22 protein-coding genes are annotated in these 18,149 nt (G+C 49.8%); 11 read left to right on the top strand and 11 right to left on the bottom strand.

Annotated elements, in window-relative coordinates; translation table 11 throughout:
* Window positions 1–29 precede the first annotated feature (29 nt).
* On the bottom strand, window positions 30–1,220 hold the full coding sequence (locus J2Z70_RS10905) for a pectin acetylesterase-family hydrolase (RefSeq protein WP_209872587.1): 1,191 nt from the start codon (window positions 1,218–1,220) through the stop codon (window positions 30–32).
* 233 nt (window positions 1,221–1,453) lie between these two features.
* Between J2Z70_RS10905 and J2Z70_RS10900 the strand changes: the two genes are divergently transcribed.
* The 4 genes from J2Z70_RS10900 to J2Z70_RS10885 all read left to right on the top strand — a co-directional run bounded on the left by J2Z70_RS10900 (window position 1,454) and on the right by J2Z70_RS10885 (window position 3,932).
* Entirely contained in the window at window positions 1,454–2,005 is a 552-nt protein-coding gene (locus J2Z70_RS10900) for a papain-like cysteine protease family protein (protein ID WP_245368169.1), read from the top strand.
* Window positions 2,006–2,045: 40 nt separating this feature from the next.
* Complete coding sequence (locus J2Z70_RS10895; RefSeq protein WP_036721573.1) at window positions 2,046–2,810, top strand: hypothetical protein; 765 nt, start codon at window positions 2,046–2,048, stop codon at window positions 2,808–2,810.
* Window positions 2,811–2,853: 43 nt separating this feature from the next.
* On the top strand, window positions 2,854–3,354 hold the full coding sequence (locus tag J2Z70_RS10890) for a hypothetical protein (RefSeq protein ID WP_209872585.1): 501 nt from the start codon (window positions 2,854–2,856) through the stop codon (window positions 3,352–3,354).
* 236 nt (window positions 3,355–3,590) lie between these two features.
* Window positions 3,591–3,932 (top strand): hypothetical protein, encoded by a 342-nt coding sequence (locus tag J2Z70_RS10885; RefSeq protein ID WP_209872582.1) that lies wholly within the window; start codon window positions 3,591–3,593, stop codon window positions 3,930–3,932.
* A 276-nt stretch (window positions 3,933–4,208) separates the two neighbouring features.
* On the opposite strand, the gene J2Z70_RS10880 is transcribed toward J2Z70_RS10885, so the two are convergent.
* Window positions 4,209–4,568: a hypothetical protein gene (locus J2Z70_RS10880; RefSeq protein WP_209872580.1), complete on the bottom strand. Its 360-nt coding sequence runs from the start codon at window positions 4,566–4,568 to the stop codon at window positions 4,209–4,211.
* Window positions 4,569–4,841: 273 nt separating this feature from the next.
* Between J2Z70_RS10880 and J2Z70_RS10875 the strand changes: the two genes are divergently transcribed.
* The 3 genes from J2Z70_RS10875 to J2Z70_RS10865 all read left to right on the top strand — a co-directional run bounded on the left by J2Z70_RS10875 (window position 4,842) and on the right by J2Z70_RS10865 (window position 7,317).
* A complete protein-coding gene (locus J2Z70_RS10875) occupies window positions 4,842–5,570 on the top strand; it encodes a MerR family transcriptional regulator (RefSeq protein ID WP_209872578.1) in 729 nt (242 codons plus the stop codon).
* On the top strand, window positions 5,563–6,192 hold the full coding sequence (locus J2Z70_RS10870) for a CPBP family intramembrane glutamic endopeptidase (protein WP_209872575.1): 630 nt from the start codon (window positions 5,563–5,565) through the stop codon (window positions 6,190–6,192). Before J2Z70_RS10875 ends, J2Z70_RS10870 begins: the two co-directional genes overlap by 8 nt.
* Window positions 6,193–6,360: 168 nt before the next feature.
* Window positions 6,361–7,317, top strand: a complete 957-nt coding sequence (locus J2Z70_RS10865) for a phosphotransferase (RefSeq protein WP_209872572.1) — start codon at window positions 6,361–6,363, stop codon at window positions 7,315–7,317.
* A 5-nt stretch (window positions 7,318–7,322) separates the two neighbouring features.
* Here the strand turns inward: J2Z70_RS10865 and J2Z70_RS10860 are convergent, their stop codons facing one another.
* A complete protein-coding gene (locus J2Z70_RS10860; RefSeq protein ID WP_209872569.1) occupies window positions 7,323–7,769 on the bottom strand; it encodes a DUF6843 domain-containing protein in 447 nt (148 codons plus the stop codon).
* Window positions 7,770–7,869: 100 nt separating this feature from the next.
* On the opposite strand from J2Z70_RS10860, the gene J2Z70_RS10855 reads away from it, so the two are divergent.
* Both J2Z70_RS10855 and J2Z70_RS10850 read left to right on the top strand, forming a co-directional pair.
* Entirely contained in the window at window positions 7,870–8,517 is a 648-nt protein-coding gene (locus J2Z70_RS10855; protein WP_036721588.1) for a hypothetical protein, read from the top strand.
* Window positions 8,518–8,658: 141 nt separating this feature from the next.
* Window positions 8,659–9,483 carry a class I SAM-dependent methyltransferase gene (locus J2Z70_RS10850; protein WP_209872566.1) on the top strand — a complete coding sequence of 275 codons (825 nt, stop codon included), beginning with the start codon at window positions 8,659–8,661 and terminating at the stop codon, window positions 9,481–9,483.
* Window positions 9,484–9,520: 37 nt separating this feature from the next.
* On the opposite strand, the gene J2Z70_RS33975 is transcribed toward J2Z70_RS10850, so the two are convergent.
* From J2Z70_RS33975 to J2Z70_RS10820, 7 genes are all read right to left on the bottom strand, one after another.
* Complete coding sequence (locus tag J2Z70_RS33975) at window positions 9,521–9,685, bottom strand: DUF6843 domain-containing protein (RefSeq protein WP_425355108.1); 165 nt, start codon at window positions 9,683–9,685, stop codon at window positions 9,521–9,523.
* A gap of 249 nt (window positions 9,686–9,934) precedes the next feature.
* Window positions 9,935–11,065 carry a YheC/YheD family endospore coat-associated protein gene (locus J2Z70_RS10845; RefSeq protein ID WP_209872563.1) on the bottom strand — a complete coding sequence of 377 codons (1,131 nt, stop codon included), beginning with the start codon at window positions 11,063–11,065 and terminating at the stop codon, window positions 9,935–9,937.
* Complete coding sequence (locus J2Z70_RS10840) at window positions 11,047–11,565, bottom strand: GNAT family N-acetyltransferase (RefSeq protein WP_209872560.1); 519 nt, start codon at window positions 11,563–11,565, stop codon at window positions 11,047–11,049. The genes J2Z70_RS10845 and J2Z70_RS10840 overlap by 19 nt, the downstream gene beginning before the upstream one ends.
* Window positions 11,566–11,593: 28 nt before the next feature.
* On the bottom strand, window positions 11,594–12,706 hold the full coding sequence (locus J2Z70_RS10835) for a YheC/YheD family endospore coat-associated protein (RefSeq protein ID WP_036721597.1): 1,113 nt from the start codon (window positions 12,704–12,706) through the stop codon (window positions 11,594–11,596).
* Window positions 12,703–14,076, bottom strand: coding sequence for a YheC/YheD family endospore coat-associated protein (locus tag J2Z70_RS10830; RefSeq protein ID WP_209872556.1), 1,374 nt, complete (start codon window positions 14,074–14,076; stop codon window positions 12,703–12,705). The genes J2Z70_RS10835 and J2Z70_RS10830 overlap by 4 nt, the downstream gene beginning before the upstream one ends.
* Window positions 14,077–15,255: a YheC/YheD family endospore coat-associated protein gene (locus J2Z70_RS10825; protein ID WP_051477744.1), complete on the bottom strand. Its 1,179-nt coding sequence runs from the start codon at window positions 15,253–15,255 to the stop codon at window positions 14,077–14,079.
* Between the two features lie 10 nt (window positions 15,256–15,265).
* Window positions 15,266–16,633, bottom strand: coding sequence for a YheC/YheD family endospore coat-associated protein (locus J2Z70_RS10820; protein ID WP_036721601.1), 1,368 nt, complete (start codon window positions 16,631–16,633; stop codon window positions 15,266–15,268).
* A 96-nt stretch (window positions 16,634–16,729) separates the two neighbouring features.
* Between J2Z70_RS10820 and J2Z70_RS10815 the strand changes: the two genes are divergently transcribed.
* Both J2Z70_RS10815 and J2Z70_RS10810 read left to right on the top strand, forming a co-directional pair.
* A complete protein-coding gene (locus J2Z70_RS10815) occupies window positions 16,730–16,912 on the top strand; it encodes a hypothetical protein (RefSeq protein WP_209872553.1) in 183 nt (60 codons plus the stop codon).
* 74 nt (window positions 16,913–16,986) lie between these two features.
* A complete protein-coding gene (locus tag J2Z70_RS10810; RefSeq protein ID WP_036691219.1) occupies window positions 16,987–17,328 on the top strand; it encodes a YlbF family regulator in 342 nt (113 codons plus the stop codon).
* 91 nt (window positions 17,329–17,419) lie between these two features.
* Here J2Z70_RS10810 and J2Z70_RS10805 read toward each other — a convergent pair whose 3' ends face one another.
* Window positions 17,420–18,001: an LURP-one-related family protein gene (locus tag J2Z70_RS10805; RefSeq protein ID WP_245368166.1), complete on the bottom strand. Its 582-nt coding sequence runs from the start codon at window positions 17,999–18,001 to the stop codon at window positions 17,420–17,422.
* Window positions 18,002–18,149: the final 148 nt, after the last annotated feature.

Raw genomic sequence — 18,149 nt, 5'->3', positions numbered from 1 at the left:
TTCCTGCGAAAATACCGCTGCTGCAAAAGCTACTCCTGAGCAGGTGCTGTTGTCCCCAAGAACTCGCTGCCTACCGAATAGCGCTTCTGCTGATTGACCGCCTCCCCCAGCCACTTCACAAGCTTCACACCATCCTGCTCCGCCTGATAGAAGGTCTCCCGGGTGGAAAAAGTGTGCGGGGTTGTCCCGTTCTCAGCGTTCAGTCCGTAATCCGTCAGATAGTAATAATAATTAGGAACCGTTGCCGCTAGAGCAGCTACTGATTGCCGCATTTCCTCTGACCACTCTTTAATGAGTTTCTGGTCCCGTGGTCCGTTGTAATCGTTAATCTTGTTCTGAAAGTGGATTAGGATCTCATCATATACCGAGTAGGCTTGTAAAAGTACCGTACCTGCAGGCAGCAGCCTGCCATTCGCGCGAAAAGCAGCCCCGATGATATCTGCCTCCGGCGCATACCCGAAGGTTGCAGTGAAATCCGAGTCCCATTCCTGCTTCATCACCTGCGGCCACTTGTCTGACTTCAGGAAGGAGCTGTCCGCATATTGGAAGATCTCGGAATCCCGGTAATGTGAAGCAATCTCGGGCGCCCAGAAGGCTGACCCGAATCCGCCAGCACTTTCGCCTGCAATCAGCAGCTTATCTGGCTTAGCCACGTTCGCATAGATCCAGTCAAGGCTGCTGCGCACATTAGTACGCCCGTTATACCGCATGGTGAAGGTGCTCCCGTCCTCACGCGAATACGTAGCGGCGCGGTTACCAATGTGGAAGTCACCTGTGGAATAAGGGAGGTAGACCACATTCCAGCCGTGAAAAGGATTATCCGGTTTGTCCGTATCCATCATCCCGCCCAGCAAAGTCAGCATATAGAACGGAATGTCAGCGAAATAGTTGCCTGTATCCCCGCCTTTAATAAAGTTCATAATTTTAATGGGGTGGGCAGCGCTCCGGGCATCCCAGCTGACCCCGCCGCCGGAAAAGAAGATGATCCAGTTGTTGCTCTCACCGCTCTTAGTCCAGATGAAATACTCCGATCCATCACTGGAAAGGGTATTCCCGCCCAGCTTCACCTTATTCCATTCGTAAGGCTTCGCTTCTGCGATGACAGGTGTTGTAGTGACCGGTCTTTGGATTACAAAAGCATTGACCGCAAGAATGGAAATGACAACAACGCTCAACAATCCAATACCCGTAAATATCGTGATTTTCTTCATTCTGCTCATCTCATCGCCCCCTTACTAGAAGTATACGTCTAGTTAACTCACTGCACAAGATGTATACTTAAATCTGATGAGACAAGCTGAAAATAAGCTTTTGGCGGACTGTTAAATCTATGATTATCAATATAAAAGCTTTAATATAGATATTCCAAATATAGTATTTTATGATAGTATTATCTACAGTTCTGTCGGCCGATAGATCAATACTCCAAGAGGGATTTGAAAAAGTGAAAAAAATGAAATTGAAATCGCTGTCAATTCTGTTTAGTTCGATAATCTCCGCTTCTCTATTTGCAGGCAGCGTATACGCCGCTTCTGGAGCCCGTATTCATGACGTAACCTCCCAAGTACAACAGGGCAGCTATCTGTGCTGGGCGGCTGTATCCAGCATGGCTGGACAATATCTGGGGAAATCCAGCGCCACCCAGCAAAATATAGTGAAGGCTGCAAAGGGCATATACATGGACACGGCCGGGACGGTCTACGATGCCCAGGCAGGACTTGCCGCCTATGGCGTAAGCTCATCTGCATCACTAAGTGTGCCGTCGTACAATAGTTTAGTCAGCAATATAGATAATTACTCCAATGTTCTTGCGTTCACGAGCAAGGCTGGCTCGAGTATTGGCCATGCCTTTGTAGTTAAAGGGTATTACTACAACACCACTAACAATATTCAGAACTTATATTATATTGATCCGGCAGATGGTTCGAGCAACGTTCAAGGCTATTCTACGTTCAAGAGCAATTCCACTTATAAGTGGGTTAATACAGTAAACAATATTAATTGAAATTAATGATCTAATACAAACAACAATTGGAGGGCTTTTTTTGAAAATTCGTGCGTTGCTATTAACCGCTGTCCTGGCTCTATCACTGGCTGGAAATGCGGCATATGCCGATTCTGGTCTTGAGAAGGCTGGGGCAGAGATCAAAGGGGCCATTGAGCAGGAATATAAAGAGTATTATGCGGATAGCCTTGAAGCCCAGAAGGATAACTTTCATGGTACGGGCAAAACAAGCTTTCATGAGGCCACTCTGGGGGAAGGAATCCCCTATTACCAGTTGAATGTCCATGACAACTCCATTTCACATGAAATGGCAGGTTATAAATTTCCTCTTTATCTGGAAGAGGCCCAGGTTGGAGTGATCGAAGCTACACTGGAGTCAGGGGCATGGACCATCTATAACATCAGTAATCATAATGATTTTGACAACACCGTGAAGCGGCTGGAAGCAGAGTATGCCGGAAAGGGCACTGTAGAGCTTATTGACGACAAACGCTACGAGCTGGATTATCTCTATATAAACAATGAGGTTAACGAGACCTATATTGATTTAACGAATGAGCAGAATATCAGTCCTTCAGAGGTTAGGGATGCGGTTAGCGAATCGGCAGATGCCTTGAATTCTATGAACCGCAATTCCAATGAAGGGGCAATCCTGGTGGGTGGTGGCCATCATGCCGCTTCTTCTGACGGAGGGCATAACTCTTTAATTACAGCTATTGTCCTGTTCGGACTATCTCTTGTCTTTGCTGTCCCGCTTGTAATCTCCGCTGTCCAGAGAAGAAGAGCCTCAGACGTATTGCAATGAGATTGGGACGAAACGAATGAACCGGCTCATAGGATTATTCCTAATGCTTAGTCTGGCACTGCTGGCCATAATGGGATGCAGCAACAAGGGGGGCGCCGCCGAAGGTGAGACTGACGAGCAAATCGCCGCCAGATATGTTGAGACTCTTGGTTACAGGATCGTTGACCCTGCAGGAGAAGTTGCCCAATACACATTGGATCAGACCATGTTTGAGAATCTGGATTACATGCAGCTCTGGTCGGTGCAGAAGCAAGAACCTGATGCCTATTTCGGCAAAAAAATCATAACTTACCGATTCCTCGTAGAGAATCATCCCCTGGAACAGCAATATCCCCCGGACGAATACAGGATTGCCGTAAATGTCATGCTTGCAGATCATGAGGTCATAGGCGGAACCTCGGGTCCGCTAAGCATAATCAAGAATCTCATCGTGGCCGGCGGAGAGTACTCCATCGAAGGGAAGACGCTGAAGGAGATCAAAGGGCTGGATTATTCGCAGTGGCTGGAGCATTGGAAGGAGAGCTATGGGACTGAAGTGAAGTGAAGATAGTAAAAAGGATGTTAAGAGTGTGCATACACTCTTAACATCCTTTTTAAGTTAATGTATTAACGAGTTCCACCTCAGCAATCTCTTGAATTGTATAGAAATCATTTGATTGAAAAGCTTTACTCAAGGCCGGAGTGAATTTAATATGGCGGTTTTTATGACTTCCTTGTTTAAATTACGATATAATTATCCCTAAGATTACCAGTGGAATGATAAGAACCTGGAGGGATTGTATGACACTATCCAAATGCCTCAAGCTTTCAGTGACATTGTTATTTCTCTTAATGTTCAGTACAGCCTGCCAAAGTCATAAGGAGCCAGGAACGAGCGGCTATATTTCGTTAAATGAATTAGAGAGCTTAGTGGACAAGGGAGCCGCACTGAATTGGAGCGATTTTGACAAGTATCCGTATGAGGATATCGGTTCAGGAGTGTATATAAGAAGGTACCCCATCGAAGGGGAACAACAGCTGTTAGTTAGAGGGAAAAGCCTGGAAAAACCGCCTGAGCAAATTTCTATTGTGGATCAAAAGGGTGAGGAGCAGGATGTGCTGCTATGTGTCAATCCGATATGATTCATGCGGAGTTGAACCTGGCTGGAGCATTTTTATAACTTAGGTTCAATTGGCGTTCTCAATCGCACTTATCTATTCCTTAGTATCATAACCATTTGCCCATTTTTCTGTACGGGAGAATCAATGGGATCATGGCATTGCTGCAGCGGGCTCCACTTGGTATGTGGCTGTCAGACTGTCGCAACCGAGCAGCAACAGCGTTGGATCATACGTACTGTTAGTTGCTGTATAACTTGTGAAAGAACTTAAGTCCTTATTTGATTAACCATTCTCAGTTTAACAAATTCCCTCAATCGCTTGAACAGCCAGCCTCAAAGCCTTAATTCTCCGCTCCAAAAGCGTTCTTTGTGGACTGCCCGCCTTTGACTTGGCATAACTGTTCTCCACTGAAGGGGTTAAACCAGTGAGAACCTTGCCGGCCTCTGCTAAATCTTCAGGTGTATATGAATGAGGCTTTTGATTCCAGACATTTTCCAGAACTGCTAAGCCGATGGATACAGCATGGAGCCGTTTGGTTACCAGGGTAGTATTGGCGCCACTTTGAGTCATTTGGGACAAAGCGCTCTCAAGTTTTTTGACTGTGGATTGCATAGAGGTTATGGATTCTAATTGATCTGCATTAGATACATTTTCCATGTACACTATCCTTTCGTTGTTTCTGAATTTATAATTCATGCCAGTTTTTATTTCATAAGCTCATCGGGATAACTCAGACTATTAACCGACTCGCCGTCGCCTACAGGGTGACCGTGGATCATTTGATCGACATCTATTTTTTGTTGTATGTTTTTCCCATTGACCTGCTTGAACGAACATTCCCTAAAGATGGACTTGCGGAGGACGTAACGTCACAGTCTACTATAGACATCATAAGAGGTCTTATTGGAGAAAAGCAAAGGAGGGTATTCGTTGGAGCTTACAATAGGGAAATTTTCCAGCGCTGTCAATACAACGATTAGGACACTTAGACATTATGAGCAACTTGAGCTGCTTGTTCCGGGTAAGCGAAATGAATTCAATCAGAAAATATATACCAGGGATGAATTGAAGAGATTCTACAATATCCAGCTGCTCAAAAGCTTGAACCTGCCTTTAGACGAAATTAAACAAAGGCTTGAAGAGCCGGAGTATTCTTTTAGCGACATGTTAGAGGTTCAAGAAGCCATGCTTCTCGATAAGAGAGATAGAATAAACGAGTCTCTCGATATGATAACCAGAATCAAGAATCTAATCCATGAAGCCGGTGACTTAACTACTGAAGATCTTATGTTACTTATGAATTCTATCCGGTTAGAAGAAGATCAAAGAGTGATATTAAATCAATATTTCTCAGCAAACACGGTAGATACTATAATGCCAAAAAGTAAAGCTCAACAATCCGAATTAGATAGGTTGAATAGGAGACTGTTATCTTTCTTCCGAGCAGCAATCCAAAATGAACTAACCCCCGAAAGTCACGAAGTACAGAGAGAATTAAAAGAATTGTTAGAAAGGGTACCTGTAGTTATAGATGAGCTGTCAAATTCAAATCAGTACCTGGAACAAAAGCTGGACATCTATAAAAGCTTATTGCCTGTTGATGTGGTGGAGTTTGCAGGACAAGCGATCCAAGTGTTTTATAAAAAGGGTAATGAATAAAGGGGTGACTTTAGGTATGAGTTCGTTAAGTTCGAGACAGCATTATAAGCTATTGCTGCAAATCTTGCTGGGATTAACACCGTTTTTAATATTGGGTCTGATCCTTATTGGGATTTTTAGGTGGGGAGAGATCATGCCCTTTATGGTTTCGCTGTTTGTCCCGGATGAGATCTCTTATCTTTCAGTCACCTTACTGGGCTTGATCGTCGGTACGACTATAGTATTAATTAGCATAGGTCTCATCATAAAAACAAACACAGAGCTTCCTCCATCGCAAGGTGCGGAAATGATCAATAAATTATTGAAGACTCCAAGCGGTATTGCTGTTAGTTCACTGGGGGGAAGCTTTTTTGAAGAGTTTTTCTTCAGGGGTGTATTAATAGGGTTGTTTATTGGTTATAAACCGATCATCGACGGGGTCGTCATTCTTATAAGCTCCTTTCTATTCTGGATCATACACGTACCGCAATATAAAGGCATTTATGTAGCCTACGCTATCGTATTTATTAATGGGCTGGTCTGTGCTTTATTGTTTTATTATACGGGTTCCTTGATTCCTGCCATCCTTGTACATGCGATTTACAATCTTGGAATAGGGATTTATTTTATAAAAAGAAGCTAGATGATAGTTAGAGTAATTGCATCGGATTTTAATTTATTTTTTAGCTAATGAACTTTAATTATAAGGCCAAGGTGGTAGGTTCATTTGAGACATGATATGCTCCTCGCTGCGCAAGGTTTAGCTGATGTACTAGGGCGAGGCAAGGTCCTTCATTTGGAGCAAGGGTCTATGACAGAAGACGAACGCGGATGGTCTGGTGCGGAAGTGCGCCGCATAGGAGTTAGATATGAAGAGGGTCAAAAGGGAAGTATAATCTTTAAAGAAGCGGCCTTGAAAGAACGCCTAGCTATGGAACGATTAACTGACCAGGGACACCGGAACACGCCAGCAGTCTTTTCACCGGATATCGAGACAGATGAGCCTAAGTGGATGGCGATGGAGGACTTGGGGAGAATCAAGACACCTCCGCCTGGCCCAAATTGGACATCGAGGGTTGCAGAAGCACTGGCAAAAATCCATGCCCGTAATCTGCGTAGAGGTTCTGAGATGCCGTGGCTTCCCCACGCTGACCGTAAGTATTGGGAGGATTATTTCGTTACCCAATTGACTGTGGACCATTTTGAAGCGTGTGCTGAGCAAAACCCGGATTTTTTCCAGGAATTTGGCGCTTATCTGCCATTACTGCGTGAGAAAGCCAACATTTTTGCCCGTGATATGGCTTCTTTGTACAGTGAGAAGAACAGTCTAACTCTTACGCATGGGGATTTACAATCGGTGGATGGTTCACATGTCCATTATTATAAGGGAGAGCCGTATATTATTGATTTCGGCTTCTGCCATTACGCTCCTTTTTATATAGATCTGGTCGGTTATTTCAACCATGAGGATGCCAAAGTGTATTACAACGAACTTATCGCAAACGGTGTCACCCTCAGCTATGCTGATTTTTATGAAAGATTGAGGGCTGCCTTTCGTTACAGCGGGTTGATCTATCTATACCCCAGTATCAGACAATGGTCTTCCGGGCCTACGGAATTAACGGGCAAGCGTCTGCTTCAGATGTTGAAAATTATACTTACCGGCGATTTTCCTGAACGTAAGATAGATTACTCTAGCCAGCTTTTCTCAAAGCTGCTTAAGGAGCATAATAGCGGTACACTTCATCTATGCAGTCATGCGGATTAAACTCCTTATTTCATTAGTTCAACAGGATAACCAGGATCAGGAGTATTTTTAAGCTCAGCTTCTGTTCCTACAAAAAAGCTCTGCACTGTAGGCCCCTCGATTTTACCGGAACTAGTAACCGACTCGCCGTCGCCTATAGTGTGACCGTGGATCATTTGATCCACATCTAATTTTTGTTGCTTATTTTGTTCATCATAGTAATAAAATTCTTCGAAAGATATCCCATATTCAACATCTGGAGTGGATGTTTTTAATACTCCAGATTCAGGAATGGTAAAAATGTTTCTCCCATGATCCTGTTCGATAGCGTTAAACTCCTCTTGATCATAAATAATCTGGACCCAACCCACATAATTTTTTGGAATAAGGTATGTATTTAGATTGCTTTTATTCGAGCTGCAGGATGCAAGTATCAAAATTAACGGTATTAGTAGCAAAAGTGTCTTTTTCAATTTTTTTACCTCCGGAATTTAACATTAATATGTAAGATTCATAGGGAGAACCCGATAATTATAAGTGAAGGGAAAAAATTCAATTTAACCGGAGAATACAATGATAATGAGTTTGTTTTTTGTTGCGTTAAGCGCAGCCATGGGTGTAGGCGTTTGGTTTTTAGTTATAGGGATAGTCTTTTCTATTGGAGGTGGGGACCTATACATAGTAACACACTATGATTCTTTATTTTTTTACGCTACCCTTTTGTTGTTATGCATCATAGCCTATCTTTTTTTTGCAAAACACTTAATGGAAAAAGAACTACCCCTTTTGCTTGCTATTTGTTTTGGGACCACCGTTATTTTCTTTTTCATTGCACCTTGGCTTGCCGAAGCAAAATCATCAGTACAGCGAGAACTTTCTAACATTAGCTATTCGAATCATGAAAAGTTTATGGAAAAAGTAGAGGTTATGATAGACCAAGAAAAACTGCCGTATTCAGTTAATGTTGATAAGAGCAGGGAAAGATTCAAGGATATAAGAAGTACTAACATTATTGTATTGAATAAAGCTTCCTACAAAGATATTTCAATAAACGATATGGAAAAATTACTCGCTATGACGTATGGAGAAAGGGTTAGGCTTGGGATTTTAAATGAAAATTATGAAAACCTGATGATAGATTTGGTAATAGATACAGATAAGAGTGTTAGTTACTGTGAACCGTATGAAATATGCGAGGATTTAGGGTTAGAGATTAAATAATCCATTACATAAAAGAAACACATTTATAATTTAGAGGGCAGGTGAATTAATGCGGAACCTCATATGCTCATTGCCGGAAGGAGAGTATGATCTTGAAAGAACGCTTTTTGATCCTATTCTCGAAAGGTGCTGTGCAGATTAATGAACAGGGATGAGTTATTTTCGCATGTCCAAAAATTTTCTGAAGACCAGTATTCCAATGAACATCGCTTGAATGCAAGAATACAACTGTATCAGTATTGTGAACATAAGAAGGATTGGCATGAATGGGTATTTGAGCATTTGGGACTTACCGAGGGTCTGAAGATTGCAGAGATCGGTTGTGGGACCGGTGTGTTGTGGGAAAAAAACATGAGTAAATTACCATCCAAATCGGAAATTGTCTTGACTGATGCTTCAAGAGGAATGGTAGAGACGGCAAAAGGGAGTATCAATGATCCCCTAAATCGGTTTCACTATGAAGTCGTTGATGCTGAGAAGATGCCTTGGCCGGATCATTCATTTGAAGTTGTGATTGCGAACCACCTGCTGTACCATTTTCAGGACCACAGGAAGATTTTCTCTGAAATCAACCGCGTATTGGTTCCTAATGGAACGGCGTACGCCTCAACTGTAAGCGCGAACAATTATAGAGAACTTTTGCAGCTCATATTAGAGTTTGACGGCAGACTGTCTTTTTTTAATGAAGCCGTTAAGAACTTCAACCTGGAGAATGGCCAGGATATCCTCGGCAAATATTTTAAGGTAACAGCCCAATACGTATTGCAAAATGATATTGTCATACAATCGGCTGCGCCGCTCATTTTATATGTGGCCTCCTATTTTAGCGAAGACCAATTACATATCCTGACCGACAGGTTCAATGAGCTCTGCGATTATTTAGAAGGAACTCTTGAACGTTCGGGAGCACTGCGTATCACCAATCAAAATGTTTTATTTCAATATCAAAGAGTTTCAACAGGATAACCAGGATCAGGAGTATTTTTAAGCTCAGCTTCTGTTCCTACAAAAAAGCTCTGCACTGTAGGCCCCTCGATTGTACCGGAACTACTTTTAATACTCCAGATTCAGGAATGGTAAAAATGTTTCTTCCATTAGCCTGTTTGATAGCGGTAAACCCCTCTTGATTATAAATAATTTGCACCCAGCCCACATAGTTGTTTGGAATATAACGGACCAGAGAGATCTTATCCCCGCGAAAACGCCACTTTTTGCAGCTTAACGGACTCAGTGGACCTTAGTGTCTCTCTATGAGACGTTTTGGAGCCGAAGTGCTAAGGATAAGGCCTTTGAAGTCCGTTACTCGCCCAAATGACGAATTTCTTCCCGAATAAGAGCGCCTCAGTCCGTTACGCCAAGCCAAGCGCCTCCCCAATATAACGGAGAGGCGCTTGTTCGTTTATAGAGCACTACTACCCTACTCCTCAACCACCTTAGAAGAACTAGGCGTGTTCTTATTCTTATACACCCACATCGCGTACTCCAGCGGGCGGACCAGGGCTTTGCGGTAGGTGCTGTTGTCGCCGGAGCGGGCGAAGACCTCGCGGGCGGGCTTGGGGTTGACCTCCAGCACGTAGATTTTGCCCTCGCGGTCGATGGCCAGATCCAGGGCCAGCTCGCAGAGGGCGCCGAAGCTGTCTTCGAGATAGGCGGCAGCCTCGATCCCCAGCTTCTCGGCAGCGCGCATGGCCTTGTCGGCCCGCTCTTCGCTGCCGAGCCACTGCTTCAGCAGCGTCTCTGCCTTCATGGCATGCCCGCCGCCATGGAGGTTCGAGGTGACGCTGCGCGCGGCGCCCACCCGGCCGGCCATGCCGGTGAACTCCCAGTCGCCCTGGCCGTTCTTCTGCACCAGCATCCGGTAGTCGTGGAACCGGCCGCTGGGCAGCCGCAGCGGGATGCCCTGCTGCACGAGGAATTTACCGCTGATGCACCACTGGCGGACGATGGTCTCCAGCCGGTTCAGCGACACCTTGCGCGGGGCGATAATCTGGCGGCTCTGGCGGCGTCCCTGGATATCGAAGAGAGACTTGCCTTCACGCTGGCGTTCGATCCGCAGGATGCCGCGCCCCCCGGTGCCATTAATCGGCTTGACGTAGACGACGGGGCTGGATTTCAGCATCCGGTGCAGATCGGCAGAGGACTGGTAGAGCAGCGTCTCCGGCATATGGGGCCGGAAGCGGCTCCGCTGGGAAAAGGTCTGATGCACCGTCCATTTATTGCGCAGCGGGCGGTTCAGGAAGGTCAGATGGTCGTACCGCGCACGGAAGCGCAGCAGCTGCTGGAAGCGCTGGCTGCGCTGAATCCGGCAGCGGTCATAGATCATATTCGGGAAGGAGCGCCATTTGCGCGACCATACTCCGCTTTTGACATCATAGACCATGGCATTGATCAGGTCCTTGCTGACATGTACATCTGCCGGGGTGAACACAAAGACATCCAATCCAATCCGGCTGCCTTCAATAATCATCCTCCGGTATACACTCTTCTCTTCGAGCTGCTTGGCGTCGTTCAGATAGAGGGTGAGGATGCCTAGGACGGGCTCTGGCACAGGAGCTCACCTCCTTGCGGGAGAATGGCGGGATCAACGCCGCTCCCCGGGGAACGCAAGAGCAGGGTGGGCTTGCCTGTAGGGCCGGTGACCAGATCAACAGCGGAAAGGCCGATGTTGAAGCACATCTTGAGGCTGGCTGCATTGTCGCAGGCGACATGGCATTCCAGATGCCCGAGGCGCTCCAACTGTGCAGCAAGCAGGGCTGTGCCCGTATGCCTGTTCCGGTACAGGGGGTGTACGGCGACTACACAGGCCTCTTTGCCGTAGCCGGAGACGAAGCTGACGCCTGCGAGCTGGCGGCCGTTCTGACCCCGCACCGTGGCAACGAGCAGGGAGACTCCCGGAAGGGCGAGCTGATCCGGTGTCAGCCGGGCCAGCCTCTTGCATCCGCGAAGTGTAATCCGCTGCTCCCCATACTCCCTCAGGAACTCAAGCAATCCGTTTCGCCTGGATTCCCACTGTACGGGATTGCTGTCGTAGAGTGAGGATATCTGCATGGTGTCACTTCCTTTGACGGGTAATGGATTATTTGGATTGGCGGGACAGATGATTGCCGTATTGGAAAATGCGTTCGAGTGACAGCTTGCGGATTGCCGGCTCGTCGAACTTCATCGGGCGGGAATTGGCTTCAAAAAACCATACTCCGCCTTCTTCATCGACCCCGAGGTCCATCGACATCTCGCCCAGCATGCTGGATGAAGCCCGCTCAATCTGCCGGGCCACCAGCAGCGCCGTGGTAGAGACATTCTTCAGGATAACCTCTGCCTGCTCGGGCCCGAAGGTTCCCTCCAGCATGCTGGAGGGGTCTTCAATGCTGCCGCCGCGCGGAACATGGGTGGTGATGCTGCGGGCCCCGGCCAACCGGGCGCCGATACCGGTTACCGCCCAGGCACCCCGGCCGTTCTTCTGCAGCAGCACCCGCAGATCGAAGGGGCGGCCATGGTGTCCGGCAAGCACGATGGCTTGCTGGACAATATAGCGGGCGGACCCTTTTTCCCGGCCGATTCGGGCCCACAGCCGTTCGACAGACGCTGCTTTGTAGGTGGTGTTTTTTTTGCCGCTCTGAATCTGCAGCCGGTAGGGAAGGAGAGTGTCAGGCCGGTATCCCAGCCGCATGATGCCTTTGCCCGCCTTGCCCTTCTCGGGCTTGAGATAGAGGCTCTCGTGATTCTTCAGCATCGCGGTAAGGGTCGCCGCGCTGCGCAGGCGGCGGGTTTTGGGCACATGCCTCGAGGTGGCCTTGGATTCCTTGAGCCACTCGAAGAGATTCCATTTATTGAAGAAGCTCGGATTGTACAGCGAGATTTCGGGATGCTCCAGACACTCGGCAATTTTGCGCGCGACCGGTGCCTTCTCCTCCTCCTCGCGGTTGGGAATCCGGTTATAGATGACCTGCGGCAGCGGAACAGGAATGGCGTACCAGAGCTTTCCGCTGGCGGAGGGCACGTAGCCGGTCACGGTCTGTTCATTTAGCTTCAGGTCACGGACCGTGATGACATAGACCATATAGCCCATTTCTCTGCCGGTACGGATAATGTCGCGAAAGTTATTGCGGTTACCGCGGAACTGCTTAAGCCGGTCACTGGTGGTCAGAATGGCGATTACGGGCTTGCTGGGATCGGGTATCCGGCTGTTCACAAGTCATCCCTCCTGCGGAATTTGCTGAGATACAGACAATGCTCCAGGATGTGCTCAATGGAAGCTTTGCCCTCAGCGCGCAGGGAGGGGTGGCGGAAGATAGAGCGTCCCGGTTTGGCATTGGCCTCGAACATCCAGATATCCTCATCCTGGTCAATGCCGAGGTCGAACCCGATCTCGCCGAGCAGATGGCGGTGCTGGAGCTCCAGAGATTCTGCTAGCTTGACGGCAGTGGTCTTGGCGCGCTGGAGGACCTCATCTGATCTGGCCCCGAACACACGGCCGAGGGCCTGCTGCGGGGTCAATAGCGCTCCGCCGTTCTTCAGATGGGTGGTGACACTGCCCCGTCCGGCTTTTTTGGCCCCGATTCCGACGACGACCCATTGATTGCTGCCGTTCTTGTGCATGTGGAAGCGGAAATCAATCGGGCAGTTGTCAATCTCAATAAGGCGGATACCCTGCTGGACCACATAGTTCTGCATGCTCTGCCCATGGCGTCCCCGCAGCATACGCATCAGGCTGTCGAAGCTGGTGAAGCGCAGCAGCACATTCTTGCCGCTTCGGCGGTACCGGGCGAAATACCCTTTCTTCGGCAGGTAGGTCAGGCGGTAGATGCCGTGTCCCAGGCTGCCGGCCGAGGGTTTATAATAGACGAAGTGGTGACGGTCGAGCATATCCCGCATTTGTTCGGAGCTGGGGTTACTGTGCGTTTCAGGCACGAAGCGGTTCGCTGCCCCGTCATTCTCCAGCAGCCGGTAGACATCCGATTTGTTGAAAAAGCTCCAGTTGAAGTACGGAATCTTCTTGCGTCCGAAGCGCTCGCGCAACTGGTTGATGTAAGGGGAGGTCTCAGCTCTGCGGCTGGGCAGGCGGTTATAGACGACATCCGGCAGGGGCACCAGCTTGCGCTCGAAGCGGCCGCTTGCCGTCAGAAAATATCCGTTGACCTGTTCCTGCTGCCAGTCGATATCGCGCGGCATGAAGGCGAAGATGTAGCATTTGTTGCTGCCTTCGCGCAGCAACTGCTTGATGAAGCCGGTGCGGGAGCCGAAGGGCTGCCCAGCAGAAGCGGGTCCGTCTGAGAGCACACCGACCAGCGGCCCGAGCTGCACCTCGTCATTCTGCAGATTGCGCAGGTAGATGCCGCCGGACTTCGGGACCTTGATGGCGCTTTTGACGCCCGAGGCCAGGAAGAGGTGCTTGCCGGCACGCTTGATCGGCTTGATCGTGGCCGGGATGGCATCTTTTCCGAGGCGCAGGCGGATATTTTTCTTGCCGGATAATTTCAGGCTTCTCATCAGTTCACCCGAGACATATACTACTCGATCAGGCTGCTTGGTGAAATGGACATTGCAAAAAGTGAGACCCATTTATGAATCCTCCTTTGGAACCATAGATATCATTCTCCCGTGTGAACGGAGCTGCCCGGGAGGCAGCTTGTGCTGGCTGCTTGAGCTAAGCAGCAGATGGCGCGCATAGCGCAGCGGGTTCTCGGCGGCGAGTCTAGCAGCCCGGCGGTCGCCCGTCAGCCGGAACACCGTGCGCCCTGGCTTGGAATTGGCTTCCAGCAGATAGATTCTTCCTCCGGCATCGATACCAAAATCCAGGCCCAGCTCTCCGAGTCTGCCGCAGGATTCTTCCAGCAGCGGAGGCAGGAGCGCAGACACCAGGGTCAGCTCCTCCAGCAGGTCTCTTCCTGCCGCGCCGTATTCATCCAGCAGGAAGGGGAGAGCAGGAACGGCCGTGCCTCCGCCGTGCAGATTGGAGGTCAGTGATCCCCGGGTGCCGAGCCGGACGGCCATGCCGGTCAGGGTCCAGGCACCAGTGCCGTTCTTCTGCATCAGCACACGTACATCGAACGGCTGTCCTCCGCTGCCGGTGAGATGCAGGTAAGGCTGTATGATATAGCGGTGCTGGCCGATGAAGCGGCCGATCCAGTCCAGACCTTCGTCCAGCGTACCGAAAACATATTGAAAAGGTTTGTTATCCCGGTCTCTGCCCCGCACCTTCACTCCGCCGCCTTCGCTTCTGCCGAGCAGTACAGCGTGCAGGGTGCGCTTGCCGTGGGAGCCGGTCCGGGGCTTCAGAAAGACGCCGTATTCCCTTCCGGCGAGCATATTGCCAAGCGCTTCGCTGCTGCTGTATAGCTCAGTTTCCGGCAGCAGGGGGGCGGCAGCGGGGCTGCGCCGCAGAATCTCGTAGACTCCCCATTTATCAGGAAGCCCGCGTGACCAGGGCAGACAGCGGGTCAATACAGACAGGGCAGCGGAAGCTGCCCTTTTCTCCTCCGGTGTCCGGTAGAAGCAGCGGTTATAAAGAATGTCGGGCGGCGGAGCCTGCGCAGGCTCCCATTGTCCGTTCTGCCATTGATATCCGCGGACATAGGAGCCGTCCGCAGCCACATCCTCCGGATGAAAAACAAGGACCTTCAGCTCATACAGCGGGGCCGCACGGCAGAGATGACTGCAGAACTCCGGCTCTGCGATGGGAGGAATCCCGTGGCGACGGCCTGTCATAATGCCAAGGAACCCCATTGCTGTTGTGGTCATGATGTCCTCCTTATAATCCGGCCAGATAACGGCAGTATAGAATCATTTGTTTGACTGAGGGTCTGATTTTCTGATCATTCAGGGGTGTGTTGTCGTTCTTGGACGGCTTGGAGTTGACCTCCAGCAGCCAGATCCGGCCGGATTGGTCAAGTGCAAGGTCGATGCCGAGCTCCCCGAAATGGGCGGGAATGTAGGTCTCAACCCCTCTTGCAATGGCCAGCGCCGCTCGGGGCAGCTGAATCTGAGTGCTCTCTTTGACACCGGCCGGAAGACTGCTTTTGCCGACGGCTTCCTTGACCGTACTGAGCGTGCCGCCGCGGGCAAGATTGGAGACGAAATGATTGCTTCCGGCGGTCCGGGCCACGATGGAGGTGACGCCCCATTTGCCGGTGCCGTTCTTCTGTACCAGTGCCCGGAAATCGACCGGACGCCGTCCCAGCTCCATCAGGGAGAGACCCTGCTGGATCTGGAAGCGGGTGGTTTTCATCTTGGGGGCAATGGCCTGAAATAGCTTCGCCAGACTGGAATAGCTCTGCTTGCGTGTGCCCATCGGAGTGGTGGACAGCAGCTGGTAGCCGCCGCCTGCCTCTTTGGAAATGCGCAGAATGCCCTTGCCCAGGCTGCCGCGTACCGGCTTGAGGAACACGCTGGGGTAGCTGCTGCACATTTTTTTGAGTATGGCGAGGCCGTTCAGGGCATGCGATTCGGGCAAGTACCGCTGCAGGGCGGGGTCCAGAGCCAGCGCCTCGAATACCTCTGTCTTGTCTAGGAACTTTTCGTTGAAGAAGTGGGTTCCGTAGCGGGATTTTACATCTGCCAAAAAATGCTGTACGCTAGGTTTATTCTCTACCTTTCGCGTGGTCAGCCGATTGTTGATCACATCGGCAACAGGAAGACTCAGCTTCCGCCAGCCCTCATCGTAGACCCAGCCCTGGATGGTAGTGGTGCGTGATTCCAGCGCTTCCGGGGTGAAGAAATAGACATAGGCGCCTTGTGCATGGCAGGCATGAGTCAGCTCCCGGCAGAACATGGTGATCTGGCCGAAGACCCGCTCCGGCTGTTCGGGATGGTCCCGGCTCACCAGGACGCCAATCATCGGCCCCAGACGCAGAATGCGGCTGCCGGTGCTGTAGGAAGCGTTAAGCGTCAAGCGCTGTCTTAAGCCAAGCCGCCGGCCGAGTGCCTCACTTACACGCAGGCTGTCGGATTTGGGGACAGGAATTACGGTAACCTCCTGCCGGAAAGAGCCGAAGTTCAGCTGAATGGTTCCGTGCGCCGGTATTTTGAGCCTCTTCATGGATTTGTCGCCTAGCATTACAGCATTTTCCTGCAGGATGCCCGAGTGGACCGTTTGAACCGGGATCTTTAGCTTAGACATCGTGAATCTCCTTCCGGTAGGCAAGCATGGTGCCGGCAATATGAATCTTGAGGGTTACATATCATTCATCATATGGAGACATCTGACCCTTGGTGATTGACCTATTCCCGAAAAAGCCGTGCCGGGCGGATTAATATCGCCGGCAGCCAGGGGGCTGGCAGGCATGCCCTGGGCCGGAGGGCGGGAGCACAGAAGGAAGTAGGCGTGCCCGGGCAGAACTTGCGCGGCTGTCAAATTTGGGCGCGGACAGCCCCCGGGCTGGCTGCTGGACAGGCATAGATCCGCTGCCTGCTGGATGAGCGGGGGCTTTTGAAGCGAAGCAGAGACGAACATTAATTGGAGGAGGAAATAGAATGAACGTGATTGACAAGGCGCATGAATTGGCGCGTGCCATTAAAGACAGCAGTGAGGTATCTGATATTACCAGTGCAATGAAGGTGATCGAAGCAGATCCGGAGAGTAAGCAGATGCTCGACAACTTCCGCCAGAGCCAGATTGAGCTGCAGCAGCGGATGATGAGCGGGGACATGCCTCCACAGGAGGACATGGAGAAGATGGAGAAGCTCTTTGAGGTGCTTAATCTGAACCTCGGCATCCGCCGTCTGTTCGACGCAGAACGCCGCCTCAGTGTAGTCATCGAAGATGTGAACAAAATCATCACAGACAGTCTGTCCCAAATGTACGGCGCACAATAAGCACCGGCAGCGCATCGGGGATTCTCTGATACAGAAAAAGGGTGATTTCAGGGCCATACGGCTCTGGAATCACCCTTTTTGTAATATTCCGCTAATCCTGCTTGCCCTCTACCAGACACAGCAGAATAGTAGCAGCCATCCCGAGACGGCGGTCCAGCTTGCCGTGGGTGTCCTTTGAGAAATCGGCAGTGATTTTGGTGACAAACGGGTTGAAGTTGTACCGGAAGGCAGGAATCACCATTCCCCCGATCTCCAAGTTATATTTCAGCGGAATGATGGCAAGCGCACGGCGCAGCAAGGCCAGGAAGGCGTTATCCTCTTTAATGGTGCCGATCTCGTTGTCTTGCGTGTCCAGGATAGCCCACTCGTCTTTGATGAGAGACTTCAGGCCTTTGCGGCGGAGTGCGCCGACCGTTTCTCCGGTCTCCATATCATACACATCATAGGTTGAGCTGATATCAAGAATCTTGCGCGCTTTGATCCGCAGCAGCTCCCTCCCCATTGTCTCGTCTGGGTACAACGTAATGTCCTCTCTCAGCCGGAACGCTTTCATTTCCGAGAACAGCAGCAGCTCCCCGGAATCACCCAAGATATGTAGTTTTCCGCCCAGCGCAGAGAATATTTTTTTGCGGGCGATGTACCGGGTCTGGCTATAAATGGGATTCAAGGTCATTCCCTCCTTCGCTATATAACATCTCATACCCGAGCCATGCAGGATAGAATCTGCTGACAAGGTATGATCATCCTGCTGAAAAATTACGCAGCTTGTCTCATATTTCAGGCCGCAGGTTCATAGAATAGAGATATAGATTCATTCTAAC

Origin of the sequence: Paenibacillus silagei (assembly GCF_017874735.1) — a bacterium.
GTDB lineage: Bacteria > Bacillota > Bacilli > Paenibacillales > Paenibacillaceae > Paenibacillus_AQ > Paenibacillus_AQ silagei.
Note: the sequence above shows the minus strand (reverse complement) of the source record. Positions and strands in the feature narration are given on the sequence as shown.